The organism is Corynebacterium sp. P3-F1, from assembly GCF_030503635.1.
Lineage (GTDB): Bacteria > Actinomycetota > Actinomycetes > Mycobacteriales > Mycobacteriaceae > Corynebacterium.
The window spans coordinates 1,222,095-1,242,702 of the sequence record NZ_CP129965.1 but is presented as its reverse complement, the minus strand read 5'-3'; the positions used below and the strand labels follow the sequence as shown (position 1 = coordinate 1,242,702).

General features: G+C 63.5%; 20 protein-coding genes. 8 read left to right on the top strand and 12 right to left on the bottom strand.

What is annotated here, in order from left to right; translation table 11 throughout:
* Positions 1 to 7 precede the first annotated feature (7 nt).
* Positions 8 to 337 carry a DUF202 domain-containing protein gene (locus tag QYQ98_RS05760; protein WP_302005953.1) on the top strand — a complete coding sequence of 110 codons (330 nt, stop codon included), beginning with the start codon at positions 8 to 10 and terminating at the stop codon, positions 335 to 337.
* A 6-nt stretch (positions 338 to 343) separates the two neighbouring features.
* Here QYQ98_RS05760 and QYQ98_RS05755 read toward each other — a convergent pair whose 3' ends face one another.
* The 3 genes from QYQ98_RS05755 to QYQ98_RS05745 form a co-directional block, all read right to left on the bottom strand.
* Positions 344 to 1,648 carry a hypothetical protein gene (locus QYQ98_RS05755; RefSeq protein ID WP_302005952.1) on the bottom strand — a complete coding sequence of 435 codons (1,305 nt, stop codon included), beginning with the start codon at positions 1,646 to 1,648 and terminating at the stop codon, positions 344 to 346.
* A 77-nt stretch (positions 1,649 to 1,725) separates the two neighbouring features.
* Positions 1,726 to 2,325 (bottom strand): hypothetical protein, encoded by a 600-nt coding sequence (locus QYQ98_RS05750; protein WP_302005951.1) that lies wholly within the window; start codon positions 2,323 to 2,325, stop codon positions 1,726 to 1,728.
* Between the two features lie 19 nt (positions 2,326 to 2,344).
* Complete coding sequence (locus tag QYQ98_RS05745) at positions 2,345 to 3,475, bottom strand: MFS transporter (RefSeq protein WP_302007697.1); 1,131 nt, start codon at positions 3,473 to 3,475, stop codon at positions 2,345 to 2,347.
* A 218-nt stretch (positions 3,476 to 3,693) separates the two neighbouring features.
* On the opposite strand from QYQ98_RS05745, the gene QYQ98_RS05740 reads away from it, so the two are divergent.
* On the top strand, positions 3,694 to 4,428 hold the full coding sequence (locus QYQ98_RS05740; RefSeq protein WP_302005950.1) for a TIGR02206 family membrane protein: 735 nt from the start codon (positions 3,694 to 3,696) through the stop codon (positions 4,426 to 4,428).
* Here QYQ98_RS05740 and QYQ98_RS05735 read toward each other — a convergent pair.
* From QYQ98_RS05735 to QYQ98_RS05725, 3 genes are read right to left on the bottom strand one after another with little or no spacing between them, the layout of a single operon-like run.
* Entirely contained in the window at positions 4,394 to 5,983 is a 1,590-nt protein-coding gene (locus QYQ98_RS05735; RefSeq protein ID WP_302005949.1) for a bifunctional ADP-dependent NAD(P)H-hydrate dehydratase/NAD(P)H-hydrate epimerase, read from the bottom strand. The two genes, QYQ98_RS05740 and QYQ98_RS05735, sit on opposite strands and share 35 nt — an antisense overlap.
* A 43-nt stretch (positions 5,984 to 6,026) precedes the next feature.
* The gene (locus tag QYQ98_RS05730; RefSeq protein WP_302005948.1) at positions 6,027 to 6,632 is read right to left on the bottom strand and encodes a response regulator transcription factor; all 606 of its coding nucleotides are present in this window, start codon (positions 6,630 to 6,632) and stop codon (positions 6,027 to 6,029) included.
* A complete protein-coding gene (locus QYQ98_RS05725) occupies positions 6,632 to 7,786 on the bottom strand; it encodes a sensor histidine kinase (RefSeq protein WP_302005947.1) in 1,155 nt (384 codons plus the stop codon). Before QYQ98_RS05725 ends, QYQ98_RS05730 begins: the two co-directional genes overlap by 1 nt.
* Positions 7,787 to 7,911: 125 nt before the next feature.
* On the opposite strand from QYQ98_RS05725, the gene QYQ98_RS05720 reads away from it, so the two are divergent.
* Positions 7,912 to 8,901 carry an ABC transporter permease gene (locus QYQ98_RS05720; protein WP_302005946.1) on the top strand — a complete coding sequence of 330 codons (990 nt, stop codon included), beginning with the start codon at positions 7,912 to 7,914 and terminating at the stop codon, positions 8,899 to 8,901.
* A complete protein-coding gene (locus tag QYQ98_RS05715; protein ID WP_302005945.1) occupies positions 8,902 to 9,615 on the top strand; it encodes an ABC transporter ATP-binding protein in 714 nt (237 codons plus the stop codon).
* 197 nt (positions 9,616 to 9,812) lie between these two features.
* On the opposite strand, the gene QYQ98_RS05710 is transcribed toward QYQ98_RS05715, so the two are convergent.
* The 3 genes from QYQ98_RS05710 to aceA all read right to left on the bottom strand — a co-directional run bounded on the left by QYQ98_RS05710 (position 9,813) and on the right by aceA (position 12,582).
* Complete coding sequence (locus QYQ98_RS05710; RefSeq protein ID WP_302005944.1) at positions 9,813 to 10,625, bottom strand: Fpg/Nei family DNA glycosylase; 813 nt, start codon at positions 10,623 to 10,625, stop codon at positions 9,813 to 9,815.
* A 23-nt stretch (positions 10,626 to 10,648) separates the two neighbouring features.
* On the bottom strand, positions 10,649 to 11,146 hold the full coding sequence (gene rraA, locus QYQ98_RS05705; RefSeq protein WP_302005943.1) for a ribonuclease E activity regulator RraA: 498 nt from the start codon (positions 11,144 to 11,146) through the stop codon (positions 10,649 to 10,651).
* Positions 11,147 to 11,289: 143 nt separating this feature from the next.
* Positions 11,290 to 12,582, bottom strand: coding sequence for an isocitrate lyase (gene aceA, locus QYQ98_RS05700; protein WP_302005942.1), 1,293 nt, complete (start codon positions 12,580 to 12,582; stop codon positions 11,290 to 11,292).
* Between the two features lie 477 nt (positions 12,583 to 13,059).
* Between aceA and QYQ98_RS05695 the strand changes: the two genes are divergently transcribed.
* From QYQ98_RS05695 to QYQ98_RS05685, 3 genes are all read left to right on the top strand, one after another.
* The gene (locus QYQ98_RS05695) at positions 13,060 to 15,264 is read left to right on the top strand and encodes a malate synthase G (protein ID WP_302005941.1); all 2,205 of its coding nucleotides are present in this window, start codon (positions 13,060 to 13,062) and stop codon (positions 15,262 to 15,264) included.
* Positions 15,265 to 15,393: 129 nt separating this feature from the next.
* Complete coding sequence (locus tag QYQ98_RS05690; RefSeq protein ID WP_302005940.1) at positions 15,394 to 16,887, top strand: DUF1846 domain-containing protein; 1,494 nt, start codon at positions 15,394 to 15,396, stop codon at positions 16,885 to 16,887.
* 46 nt (positions 16,888 to 16,933) lie between these two features.
* Complete coding sequence (locus QYQ98_RS05685; protein ID WP_302005939.1) at positions 16,934 to 17,851, top strand: rhodanese-related sulfurtransferase; 918 nt, start codon at positions 16,934 to 16,936, stop codon at positions 17,849 to 17,851.
* Positions 17,852 to 18,004: 153 nt separating this feature from the next.
* Here QYQ98_RS05685 and QYQ98_RS05680 read toward each other — a convergent pair whose 3' ends face one another.
* From QYQ98_RS05680 to QYQ98_RS05670, 3 genes are all read right to left on the bottom strand, one after another.
* Positions 18,005 to 18,541 (bottom strand): hypothetical protein, encoded by a 537-nt coding sequence (locus QYQ98_RS05680; RefSeq protein WP_302005938.1) that lies wholly within the window; start codon positions 18,539 to 18,541, stop codon positions 18,005 to 18,007.
* A gap of 52 nt (positions 18,542 to 18,593) precedes the next feature.
* Positions 18,594 to 19,556, bottom strand: coding sequence for a universal stress protein (locus QYQ98_RS05675; RefSeq protein ID WP_302005937.1), 963 nt, complete (start codon positions 19,554 to 19,556; stop codon positions 18,594 to 18,596).
* 104 nt (positions 19,557 to 19,660) lie between these two features.
* Positions 19,661 to 20,119 carry a MarR family winged helix-turn-helix transcriptional regulator gene (locus QYQ98_RS05670; RefSeq protein ID WP_302005936.1) on the bottom strand — a complete coding sequence of 153 codons (459 nt, stop codon included), beginning with the start codon at positions 20,117 to 20,119 and terminating at the stop codon, positions 19,661 to 19,663.
* A gap of 110 nt (positions 20,120 to 20,229) precedes the next feature.
* On the opposite strand from QYQ98_RS05670, the gene QYQ98_RS05665 reads away from it, so the two are divergent.
* Positions 20,230 to 20,604, top strand: a complete 375-nt coding sequence (locus QYQ98_RS05665; RefSeq protein WP_302005935.1) for a DUF5318 family protein — start codon at positions 20,230 to 20,232, stop codon at positions 20,602 to 20,604.
* Positions 20,605 to 20,608: the final 4 nt, after the last annotated feature.

Here is a 20,608-nt window from a genome sequence, read left to right as displayed (position 1 = left end):
CGTCATAGTGGCCCGAACACCGATTCCTGTTGCCGATTCCGGCTTACAACCGGAGCGAACTGCGCTGTCGTGGACGAGAACGGCCGCAGCCATGATGGTGTGCTCGTTGACGCTGCTGCGCTGGTCCGACAACTATTCCAGTTTGGTGTTCGGTGCGATCATTCTGCTGGCGGTTCTGGCGCTGTCAATCATCGTCCGAAACCGGGCCGAATACCGGGCGGAAGCGCACGGCGTGTACCACGAGCACGTGGAGCCCAACGCCATCGGAGTTCTGGCGATCACAGTGGGTATGGCCGTACTTGGAGGACTGGGGCTGTACTTAGTGGCTACGGGCTAAGGCGTGTCAGTCCAGATCCAGGAGCACAGCGAGCACTCCCCTGCCAGGCTCGGTGAGAACCGGCGCGGTCTCGGTGGATGAGGGCTCATAGATCCCCAACGCAATGAGAAGGTTCACTGTGAAGGAGGGATCCTTCGGTGGGGCGAGAAATGCGGGCGGAATGCCCAGACCGGCCGCGTTGGCTGCCCATGTGAGCACCTGTTCGCCGTCTTCGTCTTGGTGCACCTCGCAGAAGCGGTAGAACTCCTCCTCGAACATGTATAGGACGGCTTCGGCGCTGGTGACTAGATCGAGAGCATCCTCGTTGACGCAGAGCATCCCGTCGCGGGATTCCAAAAGGTCCGCGAATTGCAGAAAGGTGCGCAATGCGCCCAGGGCCGGCACCGCTTCCTCGCGGTGGTTGCCTGGGGAGATGTTGAGCGACAAGGCGTCGGCAAGCGAGCGCACATCTGGAGACCGTAGGGTGCCTCCCGACGTTAAGCGGATGGGTTCGGAGCAGTGGTAAATGAATGCCCGGATATTGGCCACAACGCGGGTGAACGGGTAGAGGTTGTCCTCCATGACATCCGGTGCGCGGTCCGAAAAGAACTCGGAGATCGCCGCGATCAATGTCGGATTGCGCTCAGGATTGGGGTCGAGCGCGAGAATTTGCTGCAAATCGGGGCGTGTCTCCATGAAGGAGTCGAATTCGTCGGTGAGTTCAGGAGCGCGCGGATCGTCGGAGAAATCCTCTGCGTCTTCCGTGAAAAGTTGCTCGGCAGTGAACGCGATGCGTTCGGCCACGGTGGTGTGGTCGGCTTGGGATAAACGCTGGATGAGGCGCTCGGGGCTCATCACCGGCATGAAGCTCAGCAGGAGCGGTGAGACTTTCATGTCGGGGTCCAGTCCCGCAGCCAAACGGCGCGCTTCCGTGTGAAACGCCGTCATGAGCTCAGGGCCGGCGCAGGGTTCGATGACATCGGGCCCTTGGGCGTCGATAAGCAGGGGCGACGGTGTGTCGATGTCCGTGACCCCGAGGATGTCCAGTTTGATGTTCCAGTTCGCCGACGGGTCGTAGACGTACGTCATTGAATCGATGTCGCCGAGGGTGAAGGCGGTCTCGTCGCGCTCACCGCCACTGGGGTTGGAAGAGAAGAGAATCGGCTCACCGTCAGCGGTGCCCATGTAGAGGTGCCCGGCTGCTCCGGAGAATCCGAAAGCAGCGTCAATGACGGGCGCGAATTCATCGAGACGGACATCGTCCTCGACATTGACCAGCCGCGAGATTTCGGGGCGTGATCCCTCCAGAGTCATGAGCAGCGTGAGGATCATGGTTGCTACCATACGGCGCTCCGCCCTCGCTTGCGGCGTGAAAAGTGCTGAGGGTGTCCACTCCAGTGGACGCTGCCTTAGTGGGCACCGCCGCCAAGCAAGATAGCTACAGCCTCGTCGTCGCCGGCATTGATGACGTGCAGCGTAGTGGTTCCTTCCTTGACAAAGCCCATCGTCTCAGGTTCCAAGGCGATGTCCTCGAGGAAGAGGTTCCCGGTGATGTTGAGCAGCGCATGGGAGTAGCCCTGGTCGATCACGAACACGAATTCCTCGTGGGGGCGGATGCGCAACTCCGCGCCCAGAATCTCCGCACCGAAGTCGATGGGACTGGATTTGCCGAAGATAGAGCCCGCGAAGACCCGGGCTTCCCCGGCTTCGACGCCATTGAAGCTAGTCAATCTGAAGGCGTCGGGTTCCTGCTGCTCAAAACCTTGAGGGTCCCAATTATGGGAGGAATCCACACAAAGGAGCACGCTGCGACGTTCCGTATTCTCCGCTCCGGGGTGGAGAACTCCTGGGTTCTTGTCACCGGAGAACTCCCACGTGATGGTCAGTGCATCATTATGGGGAACGGTGCCGACGGAATGCCATGCGCCAGGGCCGGTGTGGCTGGGGATCGGCAGCTGGCGCACATCCACGTCTGCCGCGCCAGGACGGCGCTCGTGCGGGGTGGTCATGACGCTCAGGCTACATGAGCTAGCGCAGCAGGGGGCGGGCGCGAAGGCTCAATTCTGCCGAGGCGAGGGCTCCGAGCACGGCGGTGATGAGAAGGGTTCCGGTGAAGAAGCCCGCATCCACGGGAAGCGCTCCAAGAGCGGAGCCGCTCGCGATCCCGACCTGGAAAGTGACCACGTAAATGGATGAGGCGCGGTTCTGGTTCGCACCCCCGGCGAAAAGAAAGATCGTTGTCGCAACAGTGGGGAGCCCTCCCCCGGCGAGACCGAGAAAGCCCACGACGAGGACGGCGAGAGCGACACCGAGAAGGTGCGAGCTCCCACTCAGGGCGAGAGCGAGTGCTCCGGTCAGGCCGGCCACGACGATCAACCCAGTGCCAATCACGTTCATGCGGATCATGCGGCGGTCAGCTCGCCGACCCGCGGAAATGACACCGACGATGCCGAAGAGGCCGTAGGCGGCCAGCCCGATTGCTACGAATTCCATGCCGGCCGTGCGCTGCACGAATAGGCCCAGATAGGTGTACGTGCAGAACAGGGCGGTGATGACCAACGCCAGGTAGACCACCAAGGCCGGCAGCGCCGAACGTTGCTGTTGTCCCTCCGGTTGCTCCTTCGGCGGAATGGCCGGCATTGACGGCAGGAAAAAGAACAGCAGCGTGAAGGCCAGAGCCACCATGATGCCCAGCACCCATGTTGCACTGCGCCATCCCAGGGCGCCGCCGATCAAGGTGGTCAGCGGGGAACCCGCCACCAACGCCATGGTCGACCCCAACGAGACGACCGCGACCGCCTTGCCTGTCGCACCTGCTGGTGCCAAGCGAGCCGCCATCGGATTGACCAAGGACCAGAAGAGACCGTGGGTCAACGCCGCACAAATTCGTCCGAGCGCAAGCACCCAGTAGCTGCTGGCAGAGGCTTGTAGAGCGATACCACCGAGGAGGAAAATCAGGGTGGCCATGAAGACCGGCTTGCGGTCGAGACTGCGGGTCACCTCCATCAATGGAATGGTGACCACGGCGACGATGGTCGCGTAGACCGTCATGAGCAGGCCGACCTGGCCCTCGCTCACCCCGAGATCTTGGGACATGGGGGTGATCAAACCGACGGCGAACATCTCGAACGTCACGTACACGAACGCGGCGAAGCCCATCGCCGAGAGCGGGAGGTACGGGAAAGATGTGTTGCGGGTAGTAGTCACCCGCACAGGGTAAATGTCTCACGGCCACCATGCGAGCTAGCCGACGATACGCGGTTCCGACTGCGGGAACACCAACAAGTGTGTAGCGGGTGAAAACAGCTTGAAACCCACATGAGGCACCGGATGAGAGTGGTAGAACATTAAATGAATCTCAGCAGTACGGAGATGCGATGCCCTACCAACCCGGCCCGTGGACTTCGACGCACACGGGCAAGACGTACCCGACAATCACGCAGTACGACCAGAAACACCTCGCGCTCATGGTGTTCTTCATCATGCTGTGCGGGATTCTCGTCGTTGCGGTGAAGAAACTGCCTGGGTCCGTTGTCAAGGCATCGCGCAAGGTGGCTGGGGCGATCATGGGGATCATCACTACCGCCTACTACTTGTGGGTACTGAACCCGAAGCGTTTGGTGTGGGACGAGACAGCTCCGTTCCACATCACGGACGCTCTGCGTGTGGTCACTCCGCTGGCGCTGGGCACCGGTAACCCCACGGCCACTGCGATCAGCTACTACTGGGGTCTCTTCCTCAACCCAATGGCGCTGTTCTTCCCGGATATGGCGTTCGTGCAGGACAACAAAGTGCTGCAGGAGGTCGCGTACTGGTACTTCCACATGGCGGCCAGCGTCGTTCCGGTGGTTCTGACATTTGGGCTGGGTTACCGCCCGAGCTGGAAAGACTGGCGGATGATCACGGGGGTGACAGTCGCATGGGCGGCTTTCGCGGCTACGATGAACCGGTTCACCGGCGGCAACTACATGTTCCTTGCGGACCACCCGCGCGGCTGGTCGCCGCTGCAGCTATTCGGCCGGTGGCCGTGGTACTTGGCCATCGTTGGCCCCGGAGTCATTGGAGTATTCGCGCTGCTCACCGCTGTGTGGAAGCTGCCGGCAGACCGGTGAACCGGTTCAGTTTCGCTGTCGCTGCGGGCACGGCGCGAGCGATAGCGCTGGCGTGAGTGGGACCGTCCCCGTACTCCGTTCGAGCGGCGAGTGCGCTTGCTACGCCGTGAATGACAACGGGCTGAGTATCACTCAGGAAAGCATCGTTGCCCCAGCGTGCAGCCGTCTGGGCAAGGTGGGCGCCGACGACACCAGCGAGGACGTCGCCTGAGCCGGGGGTCGCCGCCCACGAGGTCCCCGCATCCACGATGGAGTCCGTGCCGTCGTGGCGCGCGTTGCACATGATGGTGCTGCGACCCTTGCGGAGCACGATGCAATTCAAGGCCTCAGCGAGAGCACGGGTCTCCGCGAGCCGGTTTCCGGAGGCCTCGATGCCCTCAGCATCGCGGAACCGGGCGAACTCGCCGTCGTGCGGGGTGAGCACGGTCTGGCCGGCACGGTTACGAAGCAGCTTGCGCAATTCGGGGTCGAGGGAGAGGAGGGTGAGCCCGTCGGCGTCGATAAGCAACGGCTCCTCGCGGCCGAGCAAGTACGCGAGCTCGCTGTCCGCGGTGCTGCCCGTGCCCACGCCCGGACCGAAGACCCACGCTTGCACGCGCCCGGCATCTTCGAGCTTTCGCGTGACGACGACCTCCGGCCACGCCCGCACCACCTCCATCGCCTGCGGCCCGGCGTAGCGGACCATTGATGGTGTGGCGTTGACAGCGCCCGCGACGCAGAGGATTGCCGCGCCGGGATAGGTGTCGCTGCCAGCGCGGATGCCCACGACACCGCCGCTGTATTTGTCGTCGTGGAAACGCGGCTCCAGGTTCGGGACGTTCGTGCACCGCAGCTCCGTGAGGGTCTCCGGCCATTCGTGAGTCCCGCTCACTGCGCGGGACAGAGCCGCGGCGGCATTGATGGGGTCGAGGTTTCCGCTGATGGATCGCCCGTCGGCGAGATGTGGGTCGGCGAGCAGCTGAATGCCGCACTCAGGAGCGAGACCGTGCGCGAGGCGCCACCCGCCGAAGGTCACGGTGGCGTCGGCGGTGACGTGGATCGCGCCCACCTCACCAGTGTCCGCGTCGATGCCGGAGGGGACGTCGACAGCGAGTACGTGCGCGTACCAGTCGGCCAACCCCTGGATGACGCGGCCAGTCTCCTCGTCGAGACCGCCTGCGCCGCCGAGGCCGGTGAGCCCGTCGATAGCGAAGCGGTAGTCGCGCAGGTCCCGCGGAGTCTCCTTGAGCACGGTGCCGCCGGCGTTGCGGAAGGCCTCCAGCGCCGGTTCGTGCGCACTCCCCCATGCCAGCCACGCGTCGACGGTGTGGCCGGCCAACGCGAGCTCTGTACCGGCGTAGAGCGCGTCGCCGCCGTTACCGCCCTTGCCCACAATCAGGAGCGTCTTCGGCTTCTCCCGCATGAAGGCGAGAGGATCGGGCCACGTGAGCATTGTCTCCGCGGCCTCGAACACGGCGTGGGCCGCGGACTTCATCAACTCATCCGGCTCGGCCTGAGTCTCCAGCAGGGGCTTCTCGGCTGCCCGGATCTGTTCGGCTGTGTACGCGTAAACCATGCCTCCCACGGTAGCGATGCCGGCGCTACATGAGGAAGGGCTACTAGATGATGCGTTTCTCCCTGGCGGCGGCGATGGCGGCGGTGCGGTTGTCCACCCCGAGCTTGCTGTAGATGTGCACCAAGTGGGTCTTCACCGTGGCGGCCGAAATGAACAGTCGGTCGGCGATGTCGCGGTTGGAGGCACCGGTGGCTAGGGCCTCCAGGATCTCCATCTCGCGGGCGCTCAATGCAATATCGGGGCGGGTGAGACGCTCGGCAAGCACGTTCGCCACCTGGGGTGACAGAGTCCTCTCCCCTTTCGCGGCGGCGAGCACTGCGGCGCGCAGGTCTTCCTCCGGGGCGTCCTTGAGAACGTAGCCGAGCGCCCCGGCTTCCATCGCCCCGACGACGTCTGCCTGGGTGTCGTAGGTAGTCAGAATCAAGACGGGCGGACCACCCGCGGCCTGGAGTTTCTGTGCCACCTCGATGCCGGTCATGGTGGGCATCTGGATATCAGTCACCACCACATCCACCCCCTCAGGCAGATCATTGACAGCCGTGCCGTCGGAGCCCTGGGCCACGACCTCGATCTGCCCGTCGTTCTCCAGCACGGCGCGGAGGCCGGCGCGGACGACCGGGTGATCGTCGATAAGCATGATGCGGACCATTAGTCCTCCAAGGGGATTCGTGCCGCGAGCACGGTGCCGCGCGGCGAGCTTTCCAGTTCGAGCGTGCCCCCGACTTCGGCGACGCGGGCGCGCAGGCCTGTCAGGCCGTGGCCGGCGGGGCGCTTGACTCCCGTGCCGTCGTCGAACACATCCACTGTGGCGACATTACCCAGTTTCTCCACGGTGACGACCGCCTTGTTCGCGTGCGAATGGCGCACGATATTGCTCACGCCCTCGCGCACGATGCGCTCCACCACGCCCGCGGCCTCCCCGGTGATCAGGTCCGCGCCGGGAGCGACGAGGGTGAGGTCCAGCGGCGAATCGATGGCCTTCTGCCGGCTGCGTGCCGACGCCGCGACCGCCTCCAACCTCTCGCTCAACGGGGCCGCCTCCGGCGAGTTCGCGGTGATGAAACGCCGGGCCTCCGCCAAGTTGTCGCTGGCAGTCTCCACAATGGTGCCCAGGATCTCGCGTGCCTTGTCCACCCGCGCCGGGTCGCCGGATTCGAGGTGGCCGGAAGCCACGCGGCCGAATAAGACGATGCTGCTCAACCCCTGCGCCGTGGTGTCGTGGACCTCGCGCGCCAGCCGGGTGCGTTCCTGCAGGGCACCGGCTTGGTACTGGCTCTCCGCCAGCTCCAGCTGGGTGGCCTCGAGCCGGGCCGCGGTGAGCTTGTAGTGCTCAGCCTCCGCACGAAGTGCCTGGTACGCGTAGCTGGCCACCACAGCGACGAGTGTGCCGATGGTCGGACCAATGATCCCGCCGATCCCCGTCGCAGGGGCCATCACCGCGATTGTGAACGCTCCCGCCGCCAGCGCTGTGGCGAGCCCCACCGGGGCAGGGAACAGGTAACACGCGAGCATGACCAGCGGGAACTCTAGCCACGCGAAGTCCGGCGACGCCCACACGAGCGCGACCCAGAGCACCGCGACGGCGGCCAGCCACCCCCATTCGGCCCCGCGCGGCAGATTCTTACCGCGGTGGTGCAGCACAGTGCCGGCGAGGTAGAGGGCGGCGAAAACGAAGGCTAGACACGCGGTCAGCGCGGGGACGCGGGAGTCTGCGACGCCGATCAGGCCGACGACGAGCAGCAGTGCGACAAGCACATGCAGGCTCACGCGCAGAAAGGCGAGGATACGGCTGGTTGTTCTCACGGTTATTCACCGTATAACGCGGGGTGAACCATGCAGCGGCCCACCGCCAATCAACCGATCGGTTGACCAGTAAATCACCCACTCACCCGATGCGCTCTGACCTGCACAGACGCGAGAATTGAGTCATGTTTGTTGCTCTGAGAGATTTGCTGAATGCCAAAGGGCGCTTCGGCCTCATCGCAGGCGTGGTGGCGCTCGTGACTTTCCTCGTGGTCATGCTCACGGGTCTCACCGCCGGTCTGGGCAAGCAGAACACCTCTGCCCTCGAAGCCCTCGATCCGGCTGCCGTGACGTTCGACGACCCCGACAACCCGTCCTACACCACCTCGCGCATCGCGGAGGCGGATGAGGGAACCACCCCGCTGGGCACCGGCCAGACGCTGATGACCCGCGCTGACGGTTCCGAGGACTCCGTGGCTATTCTCGGCTTGCCCTCCGGCACGACGCTTCCCGACAGCCAGGTCCTCGAGGACCACGCAATCGCATCTAAGGCGCTCAAGCTTATCGACGGCGAGTCCATCACCGTCGGCGGCGCCCCCGTCACGGTCGGCACCCAGGCGGAGGACCTCTACTTCGCCCACTCCCCCGTGCTGTGGGTGCCGACGGAAACGTGGCAGGCCGCCATGCACACCGATGCCGTGGGCACGGTGGAGCTGTCCGACGACAAGGAGACCGCGCCGGAAGGCTCCGTCGCATTGAAGGACTCCTTCGACGCTCTGCCCGCCTACTCCTCCGAGCAGGGCTCCCTGAAGATGATCCAGGGCTTCCTGTACCTCATCTCCGCCCTGGTCACCGTTGCGTTCTTGAGTGTGTGGACCGCGCAGCGCACCCGCGACCTGTCCATCCTCAAGGCCATCGGTGCATCCAACAGCTACCTGCTCAAGGACAGCATCGGCCAGGCAGCCCTCATCCTCGCTCTAGGCGCTGTGATCGGCACCGCCGCGGCTGCGGGTCTTGGTGCTCTCGCCGCGAATGTCGCGCCGTTCGTCCTCTCCCCGGCCAGCGTGATCCTGCCTGCCCTGGCCATTTGGATCCTCGGCATGGGCGGCGCGGCCCTTGCCACCCGTTCTATCTCCCGCGTCGACCCGCAACTCGCACTTGGAGGTGCAGCTTAAATGACTACTGTTACTGACACCCGCCGCACGTCCCAGTCCACCAGCGGGCGCGCTCCCGCGCTGTCCATGAAGAATGTCACCGTCACGTTCTCGGACGGCGACGGACGCATCACCGCCCTGGACAACGCCAGCCTCACCGCTGAGCCACGCACCGTCACCTTCGTTGTCGGCGCGTCCGGCTCCGGCAAGTCCACGCTGCTCTCCGCTGCTGCTGGCTTACTCACTCCTGACTCCGGCACGGTGGAGATAGCCGGTGAGCCGATCAGCGACGATGTCCGCCTCAACCACGTCGGCATGGTCTTCCAGCAGCCCAACCTCATCGCATCTCTCACGGTGCGCGACCAGCTGCTGGTCACCGAGCACATCCGTGGCACCCGCGGCAGGGAGCTCGGCGCCAAGAAGTCCCACGCGGACGACTTGCTCGAGCTCGTGGGCCTCGAAGGCCTCGGCGACCGCCGCATGCAGCAGCTTTCCGGCGGCCAGCGTCAACGCGTCGGCATCGCCCGCGCCCTGATGGGCGTGCCGAGCCTCGTGCTTGCCGACGAGCCCACCGCCGCCCTCGACACCAACCGCTCCCAAGAGATCATCACGCTCCTGCGCAATGTGACCGAGGAGATCGGCCCGGCCTGCCTGATCGTCACCCACGAGACCGAGCTGATCGAAGACGGCGACCGCGTCATCCAGGTCAGCGACGGCCACGTCACGGAGGGCTAGGAGCGCACCAGCCCCTCCGGCTTTGACACGGCGTTTGCCAAATACCTATTCCTTCCAAATACCTATTCCAGGACACCTATTCACAAGGTCACGGTTCGTGGCTCACCTCTAGTCACGTGTTGAATAGGCATCCAGGAATAGGTATTTGGCTTTTGGGGCCGGTGGCCGGCGGGCGCGGCGCGGGGCTACAGCGGGGGTTACTGGCAGCCCGGGCACCAGTACAGCTTGCGGCCCTCGAGGACCTTCGTCTCAATCGGGGAGCCGCAGACGTAGCATGGGTCGGCAGCTCGGCGGTAGACGTACACTTCGCCGCCGTGGTCGTCCTTGCGGGGTTCACGGCCCATTGCTTCGGGCGTGTGTTCGGGGCGGACAGTGTCGATTCGCCCGTGGTCTACGCCGTACGCCATCAGCTTGGCCAAGTCAGTCCAGATCGCGTCGAATTGAGTGCGGTCCAGCTGGTTTCCGGGCAGCGCAGGGTCGATCCCCTGCCGGAACAGAACTTCGGCGCGGTAGATATTGCCCACGCCGGCAAACAGCTTCTGGTCCATCAGCAGGGAACCGATCGTGCGCTTCGAACGGTGCACGCGCTCCCACAGCGCCTCAGGAGGGGCGAGCTCGACGATCGGATCAAACCCGGACTTATCGACGATCCCAGCCGCCTCCCCCGGTGACATCAATTCGCATTTCTGCGGGCCACGCAGGTTCGCCGCGGTCTCCCCGTTAGAGATGTGGAGCCGCATTTGGCCCCACTCTTCCTCGGCCGGTTCAAAGCGAAGGGAACCGATCAATCCGAGGTGAATATAGACGGTGTGCTCGGGTTCTGAATCTTCACCACCGAAGTGAATGAACAGATGCTTGCCGTGGGCCGAGGCGCGGAGGAGACGTGTGCCGTCGATAAGCGATGCTTCGCGGGAAAATCTCCCCTGCGGGCTGGTCACCTCCACGGGGCCTGAGCGGAAATCCGCGTTGAGCGTGCGTGCGAGACGGTGGAGCACGTGACCTTCGGGCATTTATCCAGGTTACAGGGCTTGTTCTACTTGGGCTCGACCGGGGATTCGGAGACCACGACACCGTCTGAATCTGCGTACACGTACTCGCCCGGCACGAAATCGACGCCGCCGAGACGCAACACGACGTTCTCCTTGCCAATGCCGTCCTTGGCGGACTTGCGCGGGTTGGAGCCCAAAGCCTTGCAGCCGAAGTTCATCTTGGCCACCTCGGCGGAGTCGCGGATCGGGCCGTTGATGATCACGCCTGCCCAGCCGTTCTCGACGCCGGCTTCTGCGATCATGTCGCCCATCAGGGCCGTGTGCATGCTGGCGTGGCCGTCGACGACGAGAACCTTGCCCTCGCCCGGGGAGTTCAGCGTCTTCTTCACCAGGCCGTTGTCCTGGAAGCAGGAAATGGTGTGGATCTCACCGCAGAACTCCGTCTTGCCGCCGAAATTGCGGAACTGGATGTCGCAGCTGCGCACCTCCGTGTCGTGAATATCGGCGATATCGGCGGTGGCGATGAACTGGATGTCGGTCATGTCGTGCTCCTTGTTGTTCGGGATCGTTGCTGCTTATCGAGTCTACGCAGTTGCGTTAGCGCTGGTGGGGGTTCTACGAGGACACGAAAAACCCGCACTGCACAAGCGGCAGTGCGGGTTCAGTCAGTTCAAGCTAATTGCGCTTAGAACTGGCCCTCCTCGGTGGAGCCCTTCAGGGCGGTGGTGGAGGAGTTCGGGTCGACGGTGGTGGCGACGCGGTCGAAGTAGCCTGCACCGACCTCGCGCTGGTGCTTCACAGCGGTGAAGCCGCGCTCGGAAGCAGCCTGGAACTCGCGGTTCTGCAGGTCGACGAACGCCGGCATGCCCTCGCGAGCGTAGCCGTGTGCCAGGTCGAACATGGAGTAGTTGAGGGCGTGGAAGCCAGCCAGGGTGATGAACTGGAAGACGAAGCCCATCTTGCCCAGCTCCTTCTGGAACTTGGCGATCTCTTCCTCGTCCAGGTGGGAGGACCAGTTGAAGGACGGGGAGCAGTTGTAAGCCAGGAGCTGGTCCGGGAACTCCTCGTGGACGCCGTCGGCGAACTTCTTAGCCAGCTCGAGGTCCGGAGTACCGGTCTCCATCCAGATCAGGTCGGCGTACGGAGCGTAGGACTTCGCACGGTCGATGCAGGGCTCAACGCCGTTCTTGACGTAGTAGTAGCCCTCAGCGGAGCGCTCACCGGTCAGGAACTTAGCGTCGCGCTCATCGACGTCGGAGGTCAGCAGGGTTGCAGCTTCAGCGTCGGTGCGGCCGATGACAACGGTCGGGACGTTGAGGACGTCGGCAGCCAGACGAGCGGAGGACAGGGTGCGGATGTGCTGCTGGGTCGGGATGAGGACCTTGCCGCCCAGGTGGCCGCACTTCTTCTCGGAAGCGAGCTGGTCCTCCCAGTGGGTACCAGCGGCACCAGCCTGGATCATTGCGCGCTGCAGCTCGTAGACGTTGAGGGCGCCACCGAAGCCAGCCTCACCGTCAGCCACGATCGGGACGAGCCAGTTGTCCACGGAGGTGTCGCCCTCGACGCGGGAGATCTGGTCTGCGCGGGTCAGAGCGTTGTTGATGCGGCGCACAACGTTCGGGACGGAGTTTGCCGGGTACAGGGACTGGTCCGGGTAGGTGTTGCCGGAGAGGTTCGCGTCACCGGCGACCTGCCAACCGGACAGGTAGACAGCCTGAAGGCCGCCGCGGACCTGCTGCACAGCCTGGTTACCGGTGAGGGCACCCAGTGCGTGGATGTAGGAGCCGTCGCCCTTGGTGATGCCGTCCCAGAGGATCTCAGCGCCGCGACGTGCGAGGGTCTGCTCCTCGACGACGGTGCCCTGCAGCTCAGCGACCTGCTCTGCGGTGTAATCGCGGGTGACGCCCTTCCAGCGGGGGTTCTCGTCCCAGTCCTTCTGGATTTCCTGAGCAGTACGAGCCTGTCCAGTGGTGGTCATAGTGCTTGTCCCCTTTCAGTGGGTGTGTGATAGAAGCCTCTCACTACAAATAGTGAAGTGAGCCACGCTCATGGCGTTCATGTTCAGTATCCCTGTGTGCCCCGTGAAACGTCAACAGCGGCCCCCGCTAAAGGTTGCGGAGGGGGTGAGTTGACTACCTGGTGTCCGTTTCCTGTGGCGGCAATGTCCCCCCGTACATGCCCCCTCCCTTCCGTAAAAGAGCCTTATACCTGCAACGTGAGCAGGAAGCAGCCGTGGCCGAAGATGTCGTGGAGCGGGCATTGCCGGGGCAGCAAAGGCACGATTTCGGGGGTGGCGACCCCGCTGTGGGCACGAAATTTAACCCTAGGTGACAGTAATCACTTAGTCTTTCCAGCAACGTCCACCTAACACCACAGGGTTGATGTGGTGTCGTGCGCGCAACGGCACCTTTAGACTGGTGTCATACATATCAATTGGCTGAAAGGATCTCATTCGATGACTACGCCGCAATTCGAGGACCGCACCGAGCGCGTGGAGGCCGCTGGCCTGCAGGTTGCACGCCCGCTGTACGACTTTGTCACGGAGCAGCTTCTGCCGGAGATCAACATCGACGCCGAGAAGTTCTGGGCCGACGCAGCCCAGTACTTCGCTGAGCTGGCTCCGAAGAACAAGGCGCTGCTCGCTCGCCGCGACGAGCTGCAGGAGCAGCTGGACCAGTACTACCGCGACAACCCGGGCCAGCCGGATCCGGCGGAGCACGAGGAGTACCTGCGCTCCATCGGCTACCTGGTGGACCAGCCTCTCGACGGCGCGATCCGCACCCAGAACGTGGACGAGGAGTTCGCCAACGTCGCCGGCCCGCAGCTCGTTGTGCCTATTACTAATGCACGCTTTGCCATCAATGCCGCCAATGCGCGTTACGGCTCCCTGTACGACGCGCTCTACGGCACCGACGCGATCCCGACCGAGGGCGGCGCTGAGCCGGGGGAGGGCTACAACCCGGTCCGCGGCGACCGCGTGATCGAGTGGGCGCGCACCTTCCTCGACGAGGCTGTTCCGCTTGAGGGTGCTTCCCACGCTGACGTCGACTCCTACGAGATCGCGGAAGATGGCTCGCTGAAGATTACCGCCGACGGCAACGAGGTGGCTCTGAAGAACCCGGAGGCCTACCTCGGCTACCAGGGCGAGAAGAACGCCCCGACCGGCATAGTGCTGCGCAACAACAACCTGCACCTGATCATCCAGCTCGACCGCGAGCACCCGGTGGGCAAGACGGACCGCGCAGGCGTGGCCGACGTTGTGCTCGAGTCCGCTGTGTCCGCGATCATGGACTTCGAGGACTCCGCCGCGGCTGTGGACGGCACTGACAAGGCCGCCGCCTACGCCACTTGGTTCGGCCTGAACAAGGGCGACATCTCGGAGACCGTGTCCAAGGGCGACAAGTCTTTCGAGCGCACCCAGTCCGACGACCTCACGTTCACTTCCAAGGACGGCTCCGAGGAGACCCTCCACGGCCGCGCGATGATGCTGTGCCGCAACGTGGGCCACCTGATGACAAACCCGGCGATTCTCGTCGACGGCGAGGAAGTTCCGGAGGGCCTGCTCGACGGCCTGATCACCGTCGCTGCGGCGATCCCGGGTCTGCGCGAGGACAACCCGCACCGCAACTCCCGCACGGGTTCCATGTACATCGTGAAGCCGAAGCAGCACGGTCCGGAGGAAGTCGCGTTCACCAACGAGATTTTCGACCGCGTCGAGGAGATCCTTGGTCTGCCGAAGAACACCGTCAAGGTCGGCGTGATGGACGAGGAGCGCCGCACCTCCGCAAACCTGGATGCTTGCATCATGGAGGCGGCCGACCGCCTCGTGTTCATCAACACCGGCTTCCTCGACCGCACGGGCGACGAGATCCACACCTCCATGCAGGCGGGTCCGATGGTCCGCAAGGCCGATATGCAGACCGCTCCGTGGAAGCAGGCGTACGAGAACCACAACGTCGACGCAGGCCTCGCGCACGAACTGCCGGGACGCGCCCAGATTGGTAAGGGCATGTGGGCTGAGACCGAACACATGGCCGCAATGCTGGAGAAGAAGATCGGCCAGCCGCGCGAGGGCGCGAACACCGCATGGGTCCCCTCCCCGACCGGTGCGACGCTGCACGCCACCCACTACCACCAGGTGGACGTCCACGAGGTGCAGGACGAGCTGCGGGCGAACGGCCGCCGCGACTCTCTGAAGGACCTGCTCACCGTCCCGGTCAACACGGCGGGCGATAACTGGTCCGACGAGGAGAAGGCGGAGGAGCTGGACAACAACTGCCAGTCGATCCTGGGCTACGTGGTCCGCTGGGTCGAGCACGGCGTGGGCTGCTCCAAGGTTCCGGACATCCACGACGTGGACCTCATGGAGGACCGCGCTACCCTGCGCATCTCCTCCCAGATCCTGGCCAACTGGATCCTGCACGGTGTGGTCACTGAAGAGCAGGTTCTCGACTCCCTGGAGCGCATGGCGGTCAAGGTTGACGAGCAGAACGCCGGCGACCCGAACTACCGCCCGATGGCCGAAGACTACGACGCGTCCATTGGTTTCCAGGCCGCGAAGGACCTCATCCTCAAGGGCACCGAGTCCCCGTCCGGCTACACCGAGCCGATCCTGCACGCGAAGCGCCGCGAGTTTAAGGCGGCTAACGGTCTCGCATAGGAGGCGTCGATAAGCGAAAAAGCGCGCTGCGTCCCCCAGTGTTTGGGCGTGGTGCGCTTCACGCATGTCTGGAGGCGCGCGTATTCTCGCTAGAGGTCACGCGCATCTAACACGGGGAGAGTACGGAACATGGTGTACAACATCGGTTTTGACCGAGAGAAATACGTGCAGATGCAGTCGGAGCACATCTCGCAGCGCCGTCAGGAAATCGGTGGGAAGCTTTACCTCGAAATGGGCGGAAAGCTTTTCGACGACCACCATGCCTCCCGCGTCCTGCCCGGGTTCACGCCCGACAACAAGATCGCGATGCTCGAGCGCATCAAGGACGAGATCGAGATCGTCGTGTGCGTCGCGGCCGGCGACCTCGTCCGCCAGAAGGTCCGCGCGGATCTCGGCATCACGTACGAAGACGAGGTTCTTCGGCTTATCGACGTATTCCGTGAACGCGGATTCCTCGTCGACAACGTGGTGATCACGCAGTACGAGAACGGTGCCGACCAAGCGGACGCATTCCGGGCCAAACTCGAGCGCCTCGGTGTGACCGTGAGCCTGCACCGCGTCATTCCCGGATACCCGAACGACATTTCCCGGATCGTTTCCGAGGACGGTTTCGGGCGCAACGATTACGTGGCCACTTCCCGCGATGTGGTGGTCATGACCGCGCCGGGCCCCGGGTCCGGAAAACTGGCTACCTGCCTGAGCCAGGTCTACCTGGACAATCAACGCGGAATCCCGGCCAGCTACGCCAAATTCGAGACCTTCCCGATCTGGAACCTTCCGCTGGAGCACCCGGTGAACCTCGCGTACGAGGCGGCCACCGTCGACCTCGACGACATCAACGTCATCGACCAGTACCACCTCGCCGCCTACGGCGAACAGGTTTCCTCCTACAACCGTGACATCGAAGTCTTCCCGCTGCTCAAAGCGCTGCTACGCGAGGTGACCGGCGCCGAGCCGTACCAGTCCCCCACCGACATGGGTGTGAACATGGCCGGTTACTGCATCTCCGACGACGAGGCGTGCCGGTATGCCGCCAGCCAGGAAATCATCCGCCGTTTCCTCACCGCTCAGGTCGATGCGCGACGAGGTGACGTCGACCCGTCTGTACCTGACCGTGCGGCCAACGTCATGCGCAAGGCCGGGCTCAAGGTCGCAGACCGCCCCGTGGTGGGCCCCGCGCTCGCCATGGCGGAACGCACTGGGAATCCGGGGGCCGCACTGGAACTGCCCGGCGGTGAGATCGTGACCGGCAAGACCTCGGACCTGCTCGGTCCCTCTGCGGCGGTGCTGCTCAACGCACTGAAGAAGCTCGCTGGCATCGACGACGAGGTGCACCTCCTCTCCCCTGATTCCATCGAGCCGATCCAGAACCTCAAGACCCGCTACCTGGGGTCGCGGAACCCGCGGCTGCACACCGACGAAGTGCTCATCGCGCTCTCCGCCTCCGCATCCGCCGACGAGAACGCCCGCCTGGCGCTGGAGCAGCTCCAATCGCTGCGCGGTTGCGACGCGCACATCACCACCATCTTGGGCTCGGTCGACGAGGGCATCTTCCGCTCCCTCGGTGTCCTGGCAACCACGGAGCCGCAGTACTGGCGCAAGGCCCTGTACCACCGGCGCTGACGGACGCGATTTCCACCCCTTGCGCTGACTTCCTAGACTTGGGGTCATGACCAGCAAGATCCTCCTCTACTACCAGTTCCGCCCGATCCCGGACCCCGAAGCAGTGCGTCTGTGGCAGCGCGACCTGTGCGAGGGGTTGGGGCTCAACGGCCGCATCATCATCTCCCCCGACGGCATTAACGGAACCGTCGGAGGCGACATGGACGCCTGCAAGGCGTACGTGCGCAAAACCAAGGAATACTTCCGCGGCATCGAGTTCAAATGGTCCGAAGGCGGCGCCGAGGATTTCCCCAAACTCAGCGTCAAAGTGCGCGACGAGATCGTCTCCTTCGGCACGCCCGAGGAATTGCGTGTCGACGAACGCGGCGTTGTCGGCGGCGGCACCCACCTCAGCCCGGAGCAGGTCAACGAACTAGCGGCATCCCGGGACGACGTGGTCTTTTTCGACGGGCGCAACGCGTACGAGGCGGAGATCGGTAAATTCAAGAACGCGGTCGTGCCCGACGTGAACACCACCCACGACTTCATCGCGGAGCTCGAATCCGGTAAATACGACTGGATGAAGGACAAGCCGGTTATATCCTACTGCACCGGCGGTATCCGCTGCGAGATCCTCTCTTCGCTCATGATCAACCGCGGATTCGAGGAGGTCTACCAGATCGACGGCGGCATCGTCCGCTACGGCGAGAAATTCGGCAACCAAGGCCTGTGGGAGGGCTCGCTGTACGTCTTCGACAAACGCATGCACACCGAATTCGGGCCCGAGGGTGACGAAGACTTCGTCCAGGTCGGCCACTGCGTGCACTGCGGTCAGCCGTCGAACCAACACTATAATTGCGCCAATGAACCCCACTGCCGGCAGCAGTACGTCAGCTGCCCCGCCTGCTGGGAAGAAAACCCGTACTGCCCCGCGTGTAGCCAAGTCAGGGAAGAGCAGCGAAAGACAGTGAACCCGCGCGACTAGCGAACCGCCGTGGCCCCGAACCGCCAAATGCAGCTACCAACTTGCGGCTAAAGGCCAAAATTCGGCTGTTAGCTGCAACTTAGTAGCTGCATTTAGGGTGGAGTCCCGTGGGGTGATCCGCGGCGGCGCGGATCTGAGCCACGTGGTCCTCTATCAGATGCTGCCCCGGGCCAGCATTCCAACGGTGACAATCAGCCACGCCATCGTGAATGGGACAAGCGGGATCCAGAACACGCCCATCCAGGGGACCCAGCGCTCATAACGGTTGAGCTTGCGCACCATGATGACGGCGCAGCCGAGAAGCGCAACCACCGGTGGAATTGGCGCGATGACCGCCCACGTGGTGCGCCAGCTGTTGCTGCACAACCATTGCGCTTCACCAGCCTCACACAGCGGACCGCCGCTGATCCGGGCGATCACTGCGACCAGCCCGGCGACCACGAGTGTGAGAATGACGGATGCGACAGCGTAGATGACTGCTTGGCGGGTGGAGGCGCGGTTGCGCTCGTTCAGTTCTACTGGGTCCGGTTGATCGGCGAGCTCGTCGAAAGAGCGCGGCTCCGGCGGCACCTTGTTGTAGTAGTCCGCTGCGCTGTGCAGGTCATTTTCTGGGTGCTCAGGAATCTCACGCCTCAGGCCCGGGCGGCCCCGCCGAGGATCCTTGGACGGCTGCGGCTCACTAGTGGACATAGCAGAAAGTGTATCTCTGGCACCCGGGTTTGAAGAAGGGTGCGGTAAAGGCTTAAGGGAAGATCACCACCGGGACCGGGGCGTGGGTGAGAAAATCCTCGGTGCGGGCGTTGGTGAGCACCTTTGCGCGCTCTGTCGGCTGGGAGTCGAGGAAGAGAATGTCGCCCTTCTTCCACTTCTGGGAATTCACCACGGACTTCCATCCGTCCCCGGCGCTCACGCAGGTGTCTACCTCGAAATTCTTCGGTTCCGGAATGCCGAGGGTCCTGGCGGTGTCGCTGACACAGTCGCGGGCGCGGTCAAGCAGGGCGAGGGAGGACTCATTCCATTCGTCGATAAGCGGCGCGTTCGCCTCGAACGCGGCCTCGTAGCTATACGTCTCATTCGGTGAGAAAGCCATGATTCGCAAGTCCACGCCCAGCAGCATGGCGGCAGTCGCCGCGACCCGTATGCCGCGTGCAGATGCCTCCTCGCGCTCGTCGAGGAAGGCGTAGTTGACGCGGGTGATGCCCTTCTTGGACAGCTTGACGGCGCGGGGAGCGAAGCCCACGGAAATGGGCGAATAATGCATCATGGCCTCGGCCGTTGACGTGGCCATAAAACGGCCTTTCTTCGCCTTCGGCTTGGAACCCAGGAGAATGAGGTCCGCGTGGAACTGCTGGGCTTCTGTAGAGATGAGTTCGTGGCGGGGTGCCCCGTCCCGGAAGACAGCCCAGCTGTCGTCCCAGGAATCGTGCGGGGCGTGCTCCTTCAGCGCGGCGCGGATCGCGGCGACGCGTTTGCCTTCCGTCTCCCTGAACCACTTTTTGTATTTCTTGCTCTTCTTGCCGCGCAATGAAGACCACGGGCGCGGCGCGGTGCTGATTACCCGGACGGAACAGGAGGTGGTGCGCGAAAGCCACGCCGCGAATTCGACGGCTTCTTCACCGGACTGATCCCATCCAACGAGGATGCGCAGAGGACGCTCCTCACCGATTTCGGGGAGGAGCTCTGGGGTGAGAGGGTAATGGTTCATGTAGCGTGCATGTTAATCAAAAACCAACGGAGCCTTAATTTTATATGGCTCCGCTTTGCGCAGACAATTCATCCCCCGGTAAATTACCGCGGCGCTCGCGACGACTACTCGATGCTCCCCGTGTTGTAGGTGCGCGCAAGCTCGGCCAGAGCCGGCGTTGCAACCTTGAGTTGTGCAAGCGAGTCTGCGTCGAGGGTGGACACCATGTCGGCGACGTACTGCGTGCGTTCGTCCGCCACCCGGTTGTACTCTTGGATGCCCTTGTCGGTGATTTCCACCTTCACGCCGCGACGGTCCGTTTGATCGCGGACGCGACGAACGAGGTCGCGCTGTTCGAGCTGGTGCAAGGTGTTGGAGGCGGTAGGCATGCGAATGCCTTCCTCCTGGGCGAGCTGGCTGATGCGCATCGGGCCAGTCTCGATCAGGCGCTCCATGATCGACAACTGCGGTCCGGAGATGTCCGAGTGCTCGGCGATACGGAAATATGCGACGTAAAGCTTCGTGAGAAAGGGGCGGATTTCTCGGGCGACCTCGTAAGCGTCCTCGGCGGGGTTGTGTGACATGGAATCCAGTGTAGGTCCTCGCCGGAGAAATTAAGAAGCCGACACTAATTTTCCTGAGGCAAAGGATCGGAGAATTCCCAGGATCGAACCCGAAGAGTACGCTGGTGACGATGTTTCAAATGATTCACACTGTTTCCCACGAATGGGAGAGGCGTGCGGTCCTGCGTGAATTTCGCGCAGGAAAGAAGCTGCGGGACGAGGTGTGCGACGCCGATTTTCTGCTTCGCGCCGCAGGTAAGCACCACGGGGTCGAGGCAGCGCGACCGTGCCCGATCTGTGGCGGAATCATGCGAAATATCCTCTGGGTCTACGGGGAGAACCTCGGCCGCCGCTCCGGTTCAGCGCGAAGCGAAGCCGAAATCGCGGAACTTATCGACGAAGTCGGCGCACTCACCGTCCATAAGGTGGAAGTCTGCGGCGACTGCCGCTGGAACCATCTATTGAGCACGTCTGAAGCCGTTCCAGTTCAGTCAATTGACGTTTGAGGAA

Coding starts and splice junctions, on each gene's coding strand:
- QYQ98_RS05755 (WP_302005952.1), bottom strand. CDS start 1,648: ATGATCCTCACGCTGCTCATGACTCTGGAGGGATCACGCCCCGAAATC.
- QYQ98_RS05750 (WP_302005951.1), bottom strand. CDS start 2,325: ATGACCACCCCGCACGAGCGCCGTCCTGGCGCGGCAGACGTGGATGTG.
- QYQ98_RS05745 (WP_302007697.1), bottom strand. CDS start 3,475: ATGGGCTTCGCCGCGTTCGTGTACGTGACGTTCGAGATGTTCGCCGTC.
- QYQ98_RS05740 (WP_302005950.1), top strand. CDS start 3,694: ATGCCCTACCAACCCGGCCCGTGGACTTCGACGCACACGGGCAAGACG.
- QYQ98_RS05735 (WP_302005949.1), bottom strand. CDS start 5,983: ATGGTTTACGCGTACACAGCCGAACAGATCCGGGCAGCCGAGAAGCCC.
- QYQ98_RS05730 (WP_302005948.1), bottom strand. CDS start 6,632: ATGGTCCGCATCATGCTTATCGACGATCACCCGGTCGTCCGCGCCGGC.
- QYQ98_RS05720 (WP_302005946.1), top strand. CDS start 7,912: ATGTTTGTTGCTCTGAGAGATTTGCTGAATGCCAAAGGGCGCTTCGGC.
- QYQ98_RS05715 (WP_302005945.1), top strand. CDS start 8,902: ATGACTACTGTTACTGACACCCGCCGCACGTCCCAGTCCACCAGCGGG.
- QYQ98_RS05710 (WP_302005944.1), bottom strand. CDS start 10,625: ATGCCCGAAGGTCACGTGCTCCACCGTCTCGCACGCACGCTCAACGCG.
- rraA (WP_302005943.1), bottom strand. CDS start 11,146: ATGACCGACATCCAGTTCATCGCCACCGCCGATATCGCCGATATTCAC.
- aceA (WP_302005942.1), bottom strand. CDS start 12,582: ATGACCACCACTGGACAGGCTCGTACTGCTCAGGAAATCCAGAAGGAC.
- QYQ98_RS05695 (WP_302005941.1), top strand. CDS start 13,060: ATGACTACGCCGCAATTCGAGGACCGCACCGAGCGCGTGGAGGCCGCT.
- QYQ98_RS05690 (WP_302005940.1), top strand. CDS start 15,394: ATGGTGTACAACATCGGTTTTGACCGAGAGAAATACGTGCAGATGCAG.
- QYQ98_RS05685 (WP_302005939.1), top strand. CDS start 16,934: ATGACCAGCAAGATCCTCCTCTACTACCAGTTCCGCCCGATCCCGGAC.
- QYQ98_RS05680 (WP_302005938.1), bottom strand. CDS start 18,541: ATGTCCACTAGTGAGCCGCAGCCGTCCAAGGATCCTCGGCGGGGCCGC.
- QYQ98_RS05675 (WP_302005937.1), bottom strand. CDS start 19,556: ATGAACCATTACCCTCTCACCCCAGAGCTCCTCCCCGAAATCGGTGAG.
- QYQ98_RS05670 (WP_302005936.1), bottom strand. CDS start 20,119: ATGTCACACAACCCCGCCGAGGACGCTTACGAGGTCGCCCGAGAAATC.
- QYQ98_RS05665 (WP_302005935.1), top strand. CDS start 20,230: ATGTTTCAAATGATTCACACTGTTTCCCACGAATGGGAGAGGCGTGCG.